General features: G+C 46.0%; 15 protein-coding genes, 1 tRNA gene and 1 pseudogene. 13 read left to right on the forward strand and 4 right to left on the reverse strand.

Translation table 11 applies throughout. The annotated features are described in order from the left end of the window. From QUA40_RS25635 to QUA40_RS25650, 4 genes and pseudogenes are all read left to right on the forward strand, one after another. Positions 1–1,332 (forward strand): annotated as a pseudogene (locus QUA40_RS25635) (hypothetical protein); the annotation flags it as partial. A gap of 105 nt (positions 1,333–1,437) precedes the next feature. Then, on the forward strand, positions 1,438–1,695 hold the full coding sequence (locus tag QUA40_RS25640; protein WP_333131107.1) for a type II toxin-antitoxin system ParD family antitoxin: 258 nt from the start codon (positions 1,438–1,440) through the stop codon (positions 1,693–1,695). A gap of 32 nt (positions 1,696–1,727) precedes the next feature. Then, a complete protein-coding gene (locus QUA40_RS25645) occupies positions 1,728–1,868 on the forward strand; it encodes a type II toxin-antitoxin system RelE/ParE family toxin (protein WP_333131109.1) in 141 nt (46 codons plus the stop codon). Between the two features lie 39 nt (positions 1,869–1,907). Further along, positions 1,908–2,036, forward strand: coding sequence for a hypothetical protein (locus QUA40_RS25650; protein WP_333131111.1), 129 nt, complete (start codon positions 1,908–1,910; stop codon positions 2,034–2,036). 30 nt (positions 2,037–2,066) lie between these two features. On the opposite strand, the gene rlmD is transcribed toward QUA40_RS25650, so the two are convergent. Beyond that, on the reverse strand, positions 2,067–3,479 hold the full coding sequence (gene rlmD, locus QUA40_RS25655) for a 23S rRNA (uracil(1939)-C(5))-methyltransferase RlmD (protein ID WP_333131113.1): 1,413 nt from the start codon (positions 3,477–3,479) through the stop codon (positions 2,067–2,069). 23 nt (positions 3,480–3,502) lie between these two features. Here rlmD and QUA40_RS25660 point away from each other — a divergent pair, with 23 nt between their 5' ends. Together QUA40_RS25660 and QUA40_RS25665 are read left to right on the forward strand one after the other, a co-directional pair. Continuing rightward, a complete protein-coding gene (locus QUA40_RS25660) occupies positions 3,503–3,865 on the forward strand; it encodes a hypothetical protein (protein ID WP_333131115.1) in 363 nt (120 codons plus the stop codon). 96 nt (positions 3,866–3,961) lie between these two features. Continuing rightward, the gene (locus QUA40_RS25665; protein ID WP_190746013.1) at positions 3,962–4,447 is read left to right on the forward strand and encodes an allophycocyanin subunit alpha-B; all 486 of its coding nucleotides are present in this window, start codon (positions 3,962–3,964) and stop codon (positions 4,445–4,447) included. A gap of 219 nt (positions 4,448–4,666) precedes the next feature. On the opposite strand, the gene QUA40_RS25670 is transcribed toward QUA40_RS25665, so the two are convergent. Next, entirely contained in the window at positions 4,667–5,050 is a 384-nt protein-coding gene (locus QUA40_RS25670; RefSeq protein WP_333131117.1) for a hypothetical protein, read from the reverse strand. A gap of 174 nt (positions 5,051–5,224) precedes the next feature. Here QUA40_RS25670 and QUA40_RS25675 point away from each other — a divergent pair, with 174 nt between their 5' ends. From QUA40_RS25675 to QUA40_RS25690, 4 genes are read left to right on the forward strand one after another with little or no spacing between them, the layout of a single operon-like run. After that, positions 5,225–5,626 (forward strand): helix-turn-helix transcriptional regulator, encoded by a 402-nt coding sequence (locus QUA40_RS25675; RefSeq protein WP_333108046.1) that lies wholly within the window; start codon positions 5,225–5,227, stop codon positions 5,624–5,626. Positions 5,627–5,651: 25 nt separating this feature from the next. Continuing rightward, complete coding sequence (locus tag QUA40_RS25680; protein ID WP_333030075.1) at positions 5,652–6,032, forward strand: helix-turn-helix domain-containing protein; 381 nt, start codon at positions 5,652–5,654, stop codon at positions 6,030–6,032. A gap of 32 nt (positions 6,033–6,064) precedes the next feature. After that, positions 6,065–6,466 (forward strand): helix-turn-helix transcriptional regulator, encoded by a 402-nt coding sequence (locus QUA40_RS25685; RefSeq protein WP_190733505.1) that lies wholly within the window; start codon positions 6,065–6,067, stop codon positions 6,464–6,466. Between the two features lie 18 nt (positions 6,467–6,484). Beyond that, positions 6,485–6,886: a helix-turn-helix transcriptional regulator gene (locus QUA40_RS25690; protein ID WP_333131119.1), complete on the forward strand. Its 402-nt coding sequence runs from the start codon at positions 6,485–6,487 to the stop codon at positions 6,884–6,886. Between the two features lie 117 nt (positions 6,887–7,003). Here the strand turns inward: QUA40_RS25690 and mazG are convergent, their stop codons facing one another. Beyond that, positions 7,004–7,831: a nucleoside triphosphate pyrophosphohydrolase gene (mazG, locus tag QUA40_RS25695; protein WP_333131121.1), complete on the reverse strand. Its 828-nt coding sequence runs from the start codon at positions 7,829–7,831 to the stop codon at positions 7,004–7,006. Between the two features lie 71 nt (positions 7,832–7,902). Continuing rightward, complete coding sequence (locus QUA40_RS25700; protein ID WP_333131123.1) at positions 7,903–8,532, reverse strand: metal-binding protein; 630 nt, start codon at positions 8,530–8,532, stop codon at positions 7,903–7,905. A gap of 72 nt (positions 8,533–8,604) precedes the next feature. Between QUA40_RS25700 and QUA40_RS25705 the strand changes: the two genes are divergently transcribed. The 3 genes from QUA40_RS25705 to ygfZ all read left to right on the forward strand — a co-directional run bounded on the left by QUA40_RS25705 (position 8,605) and on the right by ygfZ (position 10,376). Continuing rightward, a tRNA-Val gene (locus tag QUA40_RS25705) sits at positions 8,605–8,676 on the forward strand. 186 nt (positions 8,677–8,862) lie between these two features. After that, a complete protein-coding gene (locus tag QUA40_RS25710) occupies positions 8,863–9,246 on the forward strand; it encodes a hypothetical protein (RefSeq protein ID WP_333131125.1) in 384 nt (127 codons plus the stop codon). An 80-nt stretch (positions 9,247–9,326) separates the two neighbouring features. Then, positions 9,327–10,376 carry a CAF17-like 4Fe-4S cluster assembly/insertion protein YgfZ gene (gene ygfZ / locus QUA40_RS25715; protein ID WP_333131127.1) on the forward strand — a complete coding sequence of 350 codons (1,050 nt, stop codon included), beginning with the start codon at positions 9,327–9,329 and terminating at the stop codon, positions 10,374–10,376. Positions 10,377–10,554: the final 178 nt, after the last annotated feature.

A 10,554-nucleotide genomic window follows, 5' to 3' on the forward strand; every position in this document is an offset into this window, starting at 1 on the left:
ACATTTTGGGGTCTTATATTTTTCACTCCTTTCAAGTCAGTTATATCATACCTCATCTTTTCGATAAATGCTATAGCTACAGAAATAGATATTCAATTCATGCGAGCGAAAACTCGAGGAGTAATAGCAGAGATACAGGTACAAACTGGACAAACTGAAGCAGCACGAGCTACTTTTGCTAATGTCCTTAAAATTGAAAAACCCATTGAAGCTTCAATCTCCTTTATCAGGTTATTAGCCTTAGCAAGAGTAGCAGAAGTAGAGGTTAAAAATGGTCAAAAAGAAGTAGGAGTGACTACCGCTAGTATTGCCTGCGAAATCGCACAAAGTATGGATAATCCGATGGAAACAGCAAATGTACTAGCAGGAATATTAGTACAAATACTCATTGAAGCAGAAAAAATACAAGAAGCCAAAATTATCTGCGATCGCGCTTATGAAATTGCACAACAGATTAATGACAACCAAGAATACCAACGCTCGAAAACTTTTGGATTCGTAGCAGAAGCACAGGCAAGGTTAGGAGAGTTTGACGTTGCTCTTAGAACTTTGGAAACAATCCGTATGCCATACTCTCACGTTAATGCACTCAGAAGTATAGTACAGTTGCAGATATACGCAAAGCCACAGCAAATAGAGAAATACAAGATAGTTCTGAATAAAGCTGATGAATACTATAAAAATGCAGATGATAGTTCTCTGTTTTTGGCAAACAAGGTTCAGCTTTTGACTATTATAGCAGTGGCACGATCAACTATAGGAGAAACCGAAGCAGCCTTAGCCACGTTTGCCGACCTTCTTGAAGCTGCAAAAACAAAAGAACAAGGGGAACGCGATCAAGATTTCTCTAAAATAGCCATAGGATATACAGAAGTAGGAGAATTTTCCACTGCTATTAAAATTAGCAAAGATATTGAAGATGGAGAGCAGAAAATAAGCATATTTTTGGCAATGGCCTGCGAGCAGTTCAAAAAAGGAGAACAAGTTACAACTCTTGATATCGCCCTTGCAGCTAAAGAAAAAATTCAGGATGAACAAAAACGCTTGGAAGCGCTCAAGAGCATTGCTCAAATACAAGCAATTGCAGGAAAAGGTGAGGAGGCTCTAAGAACATTAGAGGCGATGCTTAACGACCGTAACACGCACTTACGTGACATTGCCTTATTGTTCGCTGAAACAGGCGATAGAGTAAATTTTAAACGCTTGTTAATTCCCTGTGCATACTACTTAGATACTGCTTATCAAATGTGTGAATATTTAGCGCGGCTGTATCCAGAGCAAGCATCAGCAGTGGCAAAAGTTTTGAGCGAATTGAATGAAGGGGAGCAATAGTGTGCGATCGCCCCTCAACAAACCAATCTAATTGAAGGCGTTAAGCGCCGCTATCCCGTAGGGCGATCGCCTACAATAGAATCAACACTCCTCATCTCAAACACCATGCAAATTGTTTTGCCTCCTGAGCTCGAAGCCCTCGTGCAGCGCCAACTCACCAGCGGCAAATACAACAGCGCGATCGACGTTATCCTTGCAGCCATTCAACTACTCGAACAACAGCAAGATATTTATCAAGGACGACTGCAAGAACTTCAACGAGAGGCACTGATTGGTAAGCAAGCATCCCAACGCGGTGAAGTCGTAGACGGTGCAACCGCAATGGCACAAATTCGAGCTAATTTGCGATTCCCTACGGGATAGCTACGCTTCACGCGCTACAGTTCAAAAGAAACATGAGTCCACAATTTCGCCTCACTCAACCCGCAATTCAAGACATTGAGCAAATTGCAGACTACATCGCTAGTCGATCGGGACTCGATGGAGCCGATCGCTTTTTAAGCAATCTTGACGCTAAATTCGCCAAAATTGCTTAATTTCCCAGTATTGGACGACAAAGAGACGAAATTTTACCATTGCTTCGCATTCTCTCTATAGACAACTATCTCATCCTCTATATGCCGATCGGACAAAATGTAGAAATCTTTCGAGTTGTCAGTGGTTATCGAGATTTATCCGCCCTCTTCGCCGATGCTGATGATTGAATTTAACTAAACAACGATCGCCCTTTTGATTTACCGCACCAAAAAAGCCGCACACTCAACATGAGAAGTCTGAGGAAAGAAATCCGCCGGCTGCACTCGCGCTAACTTATAATCCCCATTTTCGCACAAAATCTTCAGATCGCGAGCCAAAGTAGCAGGCTTGCAGCTAACATAAACAATGCGATTTGGTTTGATTTCCTTGATAGCTTCCAAAACCGCGCGATCGCACCCTTTCCTCGGCGGATCTAGCAGCACAATATCCGGTGTCAATCCCAAGGAAGGCAGCAAACTCTCTACAGTTCCCACCTGAAACTCGACATTTCTCACGTCATTTAACTCACCATTTAATGTGGCTTGTTCTATCGCCGCCGATTGCACTTCTAAACCTATGGCTATTTTTACTTGTTTGGCCAGGGGTAAAGTAAAAGTACCAATGCCGCAGTAAGCGTCAACCAAAACCTCGTTTCCCTGCAAATTCAATTCCCCTACCATCACCTCTAACAACGCTTCAGCCGCCTCTGTATTTACCTGAAAAAAAGTATCGGCTCTTAGCTGAAAATTCATCCCAGCAAATCTTTCTCGCAGATAAGAACGACCCGCAATGCAGCGAGTCTCTGCACCAAAAATTACATTTGTTTGATCGGGATTTATATTCAAACAAACCCCTACCAGTTGAGGATATTGTTTCAGCCACTCTGATGCTTGCTCTTCGAGTCCCGGCAACTCTCCAGTGCGAACTATTAAAGTTAGCAGCATCTCGCCGGTGCGCCGTCCGATCCGCAAGGACAAGTGACGCAATTCTCCTGTATGTTTCTTTTCGTCGTAGACTTGCCAATCCCGCCAGTGGATGTCTTCTTTGACTTCTTTTAACAAAGGATTGAGGCGCGGATCTTGCACCGGACACTGATTGAGATTGACTAATTTGTGGGTGCTTTTTTGATAGTAACCTGCTTGGACTTGATTTGTTGCAGATATGGCCACGGGATACGTCGCTTTGTTGCGGTATCCCAAAAATTGAGGAAATCCCTCGATTTTTCCAGTTAAAATTTCATCGACTTGCAGATTGCTAAATCCGCCAATCCTTTCTAAGGCTTGAATGATTTGATTTTGCTTGGCTGCAAGCTGATATTGATAATCTACGTGCTGCCACTGACAGCCACCGCACTTGTCGGCGACAATGCAGTTAGCTCGAATGCGGTGTTCGGAGGTTTCCAGAAGTGTGTCCAGCTTGCCTGTAGCATAGGTGGATTTGACTTGCACGAGGCGGACAAGGACTCGATCGCCCGTCACGGTATCGGGCACAAACACCACTAACTCACCAAAACGACCAACTCCGTCGCCGGTGTCTGCCAAGTCGGTAATCTCTATCTCAATCAGTTGACCTTGCTGGCAAGGGTTTGCCAATTTCGTCGAGTTTGGGGTGGGGAATTTAGATTTGGTCACAAGTAGTCATGGTAGGATTTAATATGGTAATGCAATATCGCTCTCTCTTTCCTGAGATAAGTCGTAGCGAAGCGGGGCTCCATCCATCGCACTCAAGCTCAATAGCAGGCTGTATTCCTGCTGCTGAACGTCTTGCTGCTAAAGCCAAGCTTCAACCTGCAAGTCAAGCCTGCCGTGAGTTGCCCCGATCGATCCTGTGCGATATGCTGTTGGGGCGAGGTAGCAAAAACTCGTTAAACAGTCAAAGTGTCTGCCGACATCAAAACTCTCTCTCGCAGTTTTTGAGTTTTTCCCGCAGTACCCTGGAACACAGGGAAACTGGCTTGAACATCAAGCATAACGTTTGCGGAGATTTACCCGCTACTTCTAATGTTGATAAATGTTAGAAGCAAAGTAAATCGCCCAACCAAGAATCTCATCTTTAAGCGATGAGAATGTCAATTAATCTTACTCTCAAATATCCTCAATTTTTTTGAATAACAATGAGCGTAGTTAGCCAACTAATTCTCCAAGCCGACGACGAACTTCGCTATCCCAGTACCGGCGAACTTCAAAGCATCAAAGATTTTTTTAAAACCGGAGAACAGCGGGTGCGTATTGCTACTGCGCTGTCTGACAGTGAGAAAAAAATTGTTGAAGAAGCTAGCAAAAAACTCTGGAAAAAACGCCCTGACTTTATCTCCCCCGGAGGTAATGCTTACGGCCAACGCGAACGGGCTTTGTGTCTGCGCGACTACGGCTGGTACTTGCGCCTGATTACCTACGGTATCTTGGCGGGTGACAAGGAGCCGATCGAAAGCATCGGTTTGATTGGCGTTCGGGAAATGTATAATTCTCTGGGCGTTCCTGTTCCGGGCATGGTCGAAGCTATCCGCTGTTTGAAGGAAGCTTCTTTGGCTTTGCTCAATCAGGATGATGCTAAGGAAGCAGCTCCTTATTTTGATTATATCGCTCAGGCAATGTCTTAATTGCTTTGGTGATTGCTTTCATGTATGTGGCGGAGCATTCGCGGGTGATTTTTGGGGTGATTTTATCTCGCAATTGCTCGCAAATGTTTCGCTTCTGTTTTTGGCAAGGAAAAGTTGACAGTTGACAGTTGACAGAATCAAAGGCAAGGGTCTCAGAAATTAACAGCGTCCTCACGGTTGGGCGCGGTTGCTAGTGTTAGGAAATCTGCTTGATTTCTGCTAGGAAGCAATGCAGTTTGAGCTTTCCCAGATTTCGAGAAGGTCTTGTCTTTCAAGGCACATTTGAAATAAAAAGTCAAGGGTTTTTGGGAGATATTGTTTTTTGAATTTCCGGCTGTCGCACTGAATGGATGTTTTGATCTGCGAGAGTTCTCTAAGGGTGGGGCAAGTTTGGATGTGATGGGCGATCGCATTTTGCCATTCTTCCAGCCTGCGGTAGCTGACAAACAGGCCGCCTCTATCCCGATGGTGGACGAAAACCACGAAAGCCCAGGATTCGACTCGCTTAATCAGGTTTTGGCTGATTTTGAGCAGTTGGGCGATCGACCTGACGGTGATGCGGAGCTTTTTCGAGGGTTGGATGTGGCGAAATAGTGCTGTCATGGCTGTATACTCAGGGCTTGAGAGGCAAGTTCTGTTTAGACTCAATTACATCTTACTCTATATCAGATTCTTATCTCACTTGTGCAACAAAATTTAATGGAAACTCAGAGGTTGCTCGTACAACCCTCTATCATTGATGCTGTGCTAGTTTGAGAGTTAATGTAGGTGGAAAAAATGTCAGCACTCTCTAACAACGCTGTGGTAGACAATCGGCAGGAATTGCGTCCCGTTCGCTTCACGGAGACGGGGCGGATGCGTTTGGGCAAGATGTTAAAGGCTGCAAGACAGACAATAGGTTGGTCTGTTAGCGAAACACAGTTCAAAACAAGGGGGTACGAAGAGGCGCTGTTCACAGCTACAAATCAACCCGTACCCAAAGATGTGGGTATCAGTGCCGCAACAGTCAACCGTTACGAACGTGGGAAGCTGGATAATTTGGATTGGCGATCGCTCTCTCTGTTATGCTTTGTCCTCAAGCCGATCGACCCGGTGACAGGAGAGGCCCTGGAACCGACAAATGCGCTTTACATCGCGTGCGAACATCCCCCATACAACGATGCGAAGCTCTACGACTAGATTATTTGCAGATAGGTGATGACTGATGGTGGTAGCAGAAGCTAGGCGAGAAAAAGAATACTTGAGACGGAGATTTACTGATACCGGGCTGCGGCGGTTGGGTAAATTCTTGCGATCGTGGCGGGAAGCTAGGGGGTGGAGCGTTCACGAACTGAGCGAAAAGACCAAGCAGCATGAGGCTCAATTTTATAATCTAGGGGGAGAGCCTTTGCCGAAAGTTTTGGGGGTCAGCATTGCAGGCATTTCGAGAATCGAAAATGGCTATTACAACAAGCCTGCACCCGATCTTCTGTGGCTGTTCCTCGATGTTCTCGAACCAGTTCACCCGGTTGAAAAGCGGTTGGTTACTCTAGAAGACTTACTGTTGATCGGAACTGAATTTTGGAACCCCAACGTCGAGGCGTAGGATTGACTTAATAGTTAAATTGGATCTGTAAAATGCCGGGATTTCTTGACTTTAAGGCTGTCGTCGATCAGGAAAAACTGCGCCCTGTGCGATTTACGGATACGGGACGCGGTAGATTGGGCAAACTTCTGAAAGCAGCTAGAGAGATTCGGGGCTGGTCAATTATTGAAACCGAAATGGTCACAAAAGAATACGAGGCCGCTCTGTTTCGGACAGCCGGAGATCCTGTACCAAAAGATGTCGGTATTAGTAATGCTACTGTTAGTCGCTACGAACGCGGGAAGTTAGAAAGTTTGGATTGGCGATCGCTCTCTCTGTTATGCTTTGTCCTCAAGCCGATCGACCCGGTGACTGGGGAAGCCCTGGAACCGACAAATGCTTTATATATCGCGTGCGAACATCCCCCATACAACGATGCGAAGCTCTATGACTAGATTATTTGCAGATAGGTAATGTCAGAACTCTCTAACAAAGCTGTGGTAGACAAAGAGCAGGAATTGCGTCCCGTTCGCTTCACGGAAACGGGGCGGATGCGTTTGGGGAAGATTTTAAAAGCAGCAAGACAGACAACAGGTTGGTCTGTCAGCGAAACAGAGTTCAAAACAAAGGGATATGAAGAGGCCCTGTTCACAGCTACAAATCAACCCGTACCCAAAGATGTGGGTATCAGTGCCGCAACAGTCAACCGTTACGAACGCGGGAAGTTGGATAATTTGGATTGGCGATCGCTCTCTCTGTTATGCTTTGTCCTCAAGCCGATCTACCCGGTGACAGGAGAGGCCCTGGAACCGACAAATGCGCTTTATATCGCCTGCGAACATCCTCCATACAACGACGCGAAGCTTTACGAATAGTTGATTGCTGATATCTGAGCTGATGCAACCACATTCTTGAGATTGGGAGTTTTGAACCGCAGATATTAGCGGATGAACGCTGATGTCATGTGATCTGTGTTTATCTGCGGTGATTGATTACCGATCGCCCTTTTGTTGAGCAATTAAAGCTTTAGCTTGCTGCCACAGAGATTCTAACTCTTCTGGGGCATAATCTGACAAAGGTCGATCGCACGCAGCCTCTACCTTCGCAAACCGCTGCACAAAGCGATCGTTCGTTCCTTGCAAAGCAGCCGACGGATCTAAATCGTACCAGCGAGCTAATTGAATCAACACAAACATAATATCTCCCAATTCTGACTGCTGCGCTGCCTTATCCTCGTGTTTGAGAGCGTGTTCAAATTCTGCCATTTCTTCGTGAAATTTATCCCAAACGCCGTCTACACTGTCCCAATCAAAACTCACTTCCGCAGCTTTTTGAGAGATTTTCATCCCGGCGGTGATCGGCGGCAAAGTGCTGGCATAACGGCTCATTTTCGAGGCTAAAGTTGGTGGCTTTTCCGATGTTGTGCCTTTTTCTGCGGCTTTGATTTTTTCCCAGTTTTCGTTGACTTCATCGACGCTGTTGACTTCGACATCGCCGAAGACGTGGGGATGTCGCCGAATTAGTTTTTCTGTAATGCCCGCAGCGATTTCGGCGAAGGTAAATTGATTGGATTCGCTGGCAATTTGAGCTTGCAAAATTACCTGTAACAGTAAGTCGCCCAATTCTTCGACGATCGCATCTTTATCTCCTTTGCGAATCGCGTCGGCTGTTTCATAAGCTTCTTCGATTATGTGAGGAATTAGAGTTTGGGGAGTTTGGGCTAAATCCCAAGGACATCCGCCGTCTGGCGATCGCAATTTAGCCACAACTTCTATAAGTTCTTTTAGTGCTGTGAGCGATCGACTTTCAGAATTAGACATAATAATTTACCTTTTATATCAACCGCGCCCGACGGTTATAACGTTGTTAAGGACTCCAACCATTGATTTTATTACTTCTTCCTTCTTCCTTCTTCCTTCTTCATTCTTCCTTCTGCAATGGATTTGCTAGATCTGCGAGTGGGAGCTGTGATTTTTGCCCTCTTAATTGTCTTAGGAGGGCGCCACCCGCTCAACCCTTTCTTTTTGAATCTTTTGTAAGCCGAGCCGCCCCAATCGCTCAGATAGTGGCTCATAGCGCCCAATTCTAGACCGATGTACACGGCTAAAATTTCGATGTGGTGTTCCCCGATCAATCGCCCATAACTGAAAACCAAATCCTGCCAATTCCAGCCTAAGTTCCCAATTTTTTGAGCCACTGCCAATCCCAACACTCCGAAAACCGCTATCCAGATAGCGAGGTACAAGATTCGCAAAGCAGTGCCGATCAGAGGGCCGTGGGACAAAAAAGAGCGGTGGCGCAGGCTTTTTTGGTACGGGAGCCAAATCGGTTTGAACCATCCCCAGCGCTGATACTGGCAAGAGTAGATATCCAAGTCGGGGCCAAACATCAGCCCGCCGAATAAGAAACTGCCGGAAACGAGCAAAGTCAGGTTGCTGCTGTGAGTTTGGCCAAACGTGAGGGCTGCCACCAAGGGCAAACTCCACAGGGTTATTTGATCGTGGGTGCGGCCAGAGGGCATTTAAAGTTTAGGATTTTTTTTACTTGATCTTTCTGAGTTACTGTGATATGATAAATCCCGGTGAGTGCAATTGGGTGATTAGCTCAGTGGTAGAGCGCCTGCTTTACACGCAGGATGCCGTAGGTTCAAATCCTACATTACCCATCCGATAACTCAATATCAACAGTTTCAGCCGTTTTTAGCCGTCAAGCCGAGAACGGCTGTTGCTTTTGACGGTTGACTGTTGAATTTGGTGACGACTAAATTTAACATTCTGTGGCGGATGTCTCAAAAGTTGGCACCCTATGCTAGAAAATTAATTTATTGATTTTCTTTTTTAGAACCTTGTATATGAAGCCTAAAATAACTAGCCCGATCGCGTGGCAGCAAGCTGAACTACTCATGCAGCCAGCGATGATCCGAGTGATCGACAACATCCGCAAACAATTAGAGGAGTCAGTCTGGACGGGCACTTATCAAGAAGTACAGATTCCAATTCCGGGCTATCAACTACTTTTAGAGCTTCAAGGCGAGCAAAGATGTATCGATATTTGGGAACTTTGCTATCGAGTCTGCTTTGTTAACTACCAGCCCGCCCACACTCAAATCCAAAGCCAGGAAGTCGTAATTGACACTAGCTTGATTGAGGATGACACTGGGGATGTAGATTGGAATCGTCTTGATGCCAAAGCCAGTCAATTAATACAAGAAATATTCGCCAATTTGGGCAAATAGTCAGTTGTCAGTTGACAGGAAAGCAGTAGTTAACAGTCATCAGTCAACAGTCAACAGTCAACAGTTAACAAAATTTTATGCTGATTCAACAATTGCACGACATTCAAGCAGCGGCCGGTGCTACTTTTGCAGAGTTAACAACCAAAGAAATTGTGCCAGTCAGTTTTGGTAACGACGCAGAAGCGATCGCAGCAACTAAAAAAGGTGCGGCTTTGTACGATCGCACTCACTGGGGACGCATTCAAATCTCAGACAGCGATCGCCTGCGGTTCTTGCACAATCAAAGTACCAATAACTTCAATATACTCAAACCCGGTCAAGGTTGCGACACCGTTTTCGTGACTTCCACCGCCCGGACGATCGACCTTGCCACCGCTTACGCTACAGAAGATGCCGTACTGCTGTTAGTTTCAGCCAACCGCCGCCGCCAACTGCTGGAATTGCTCGATCGCTATATTTTCCCAATGGATCGCGTCGAGTTAAAAGATTTAACCGATACAACTGTTGCTTTCAGTTTCCTCGGCCCCGAAAGCACTCAACTACTAAAAAAAATCGGAGTTACCGAACTAGAAAATCAACCTTACGCGGCTCACAAATTGATCAATGTTGCAGGTATGGAAGTCAGAGTTGCCGTTGGTAGCGGTTTAGCAACTCCCGGATACACGTTAATTGCGCCAGCAAGCGATGCAGCCCAGTTATGGCAGGAATTAGTCAAAGCTGGGGCCGTACCGATGGGCGATCGAGTTTGGGAACAACTGCGAATTGAACAAGGACGCCCCGCACCCGATTTTGAACTAACAGATGATTACAATCCCTTAGAAGCCCGCCTTTTACAAACTATTACCTATGACAAAGGCTGCTACATCGGTCAAGAAACAATAGCCCGGTTGAACACCTACAAAGGAGTCAAACAGGAACTTTGGGGCGTGCAGTTGAGCGGTGCGGTTGAACCCGGAACAACAGTCACAATCGGAGAAGAAAAAGTCGGCAAACTCACCAGTTTTACGGAAACTGAATCCGGCTTTTTTGGTCTGGCATACATCCGCACAAAAGCGGGAGGCGAAGGACTGAAAGTTCAAGTCGGATCGGTGTCAGGGGAAGTAGTAAATGTACCTTTCTTGAGTTCGTAGTTGCGCTCGGTCGCCTGTTGGCGCCGCAGCGCCAAAAACTTTTTTGTTGAGGTTGATTTGGGAAGGATGCTAACACCATAAATGGGTCCAAAGTCCTATCTTTAGATAGGGCTTGCTGAATATATCGATCGCACTTGAGGTAGCCTGGGTTTTGAGCGCGCGATCGAGAATAAAGTGC

The sequence above is a fragment of the Microcoleus sp. Pol11C3 genome, assembly GCF_036701485.1.
In the GTDB taxonomy this organism is placed as follows: Bacteria; Cyanobacteriota; Cyanobacteriia; order Cyanobacteriales; family Microcoleaceae; genus Microcoleus.

What these genes read in the sequence shown, in the direction of transcription:
- QUA40_RS25640 (WP_333131107.1), top strand. Translation starts at nt 1,438, where the DNA reads ATGCAAATTGTTTTGCCTCCTGAGCTCGAAGCCCTCGTGCAGCGCCAA.
- QUA40_RS25645 (WP_333131109.1), top strand. Translation starts at nt 1,728, where the DNA reads ATGAGTCCACAATTTCGCCTCACTCAACCCGCAATTCAAGACATTGAG.
- QUA40_RS25660 (WP_333131115.1), top strand. Translation starts at nt 3,503, where the DNA reads ATGGTAATGCAATATCGCTCTCTCTTTCCTGAGATAAGTCGTAGCGAA.
- QUA40_RS25665 (WP_190746013.1), top strand. Translation starts at nt 3,962, where the DNA reads ATGAGCGTAGTTAGCCAACTAATTCTCCAAGCCGACGACGAACTTCGC.
- QUA40_RS25670 (WP_333131117.1), bottom strand. Translation starts at nt 5,050, where the DNA reads ATGACAGCACTATTTCGCCACATCCAACCCTCGAAAAAGCTCCGCATC.
- QUA40_RS25675 (WP_333108046.1), top strand. Translation starts at nt 5,225, where the DNA reads ATGTCAGCACTCTCTAACAACGCTGTGGTAGACAATCGGCAGGAATTG.
- QUA40_RS25680 (WP_333030075.1), top strand. Translation starts at nt 5,652, where the DNA reads ATGGTGGTAGCAGAAGCTAGGCGAGAAAAAGAATACTTGAGACGGAGA.
- QUA40_RS25685 (WP_190733505.1), top strand. Translation starts at nt 6,065, where the DNA reads ATGCCGGGATTTCTTGACTTTAAGGCTGTCGTCGATCAGGAAAAACTG.
- QUA40_RS25690 (WP_333131119.1), top strand. Translation starts at nt 6,485, where the DNA reads ATGTCAGAACTCTCTAACAAAGCTGTGGTAGACAAAGAGCAGGAATTG.
- mazG (WP_333131121.1), bottom strand. Translation starts at nt 7,831, where the DNA reads ATGTCTAATTCTGAAAGTCGATCGCTCACAGCACTAAAAGAACTTATA.
- QUA40_RS25700 (WP_333131123.1), bottom strand. Translation starts at nt 8,532, where the DNA reads ATGCCCTCTGGCCGCACCCACGATCAAATAACCCTGTGGAGTTTGCCC.
- QUA40_RS25710 (WP_333131125.1), top strand. Translation starts at nt 8,863, where the DNA reads ATGAAGCCTAAAATAACTAGCCCGATCGCGTGGCAGCAAGCTGAACTA.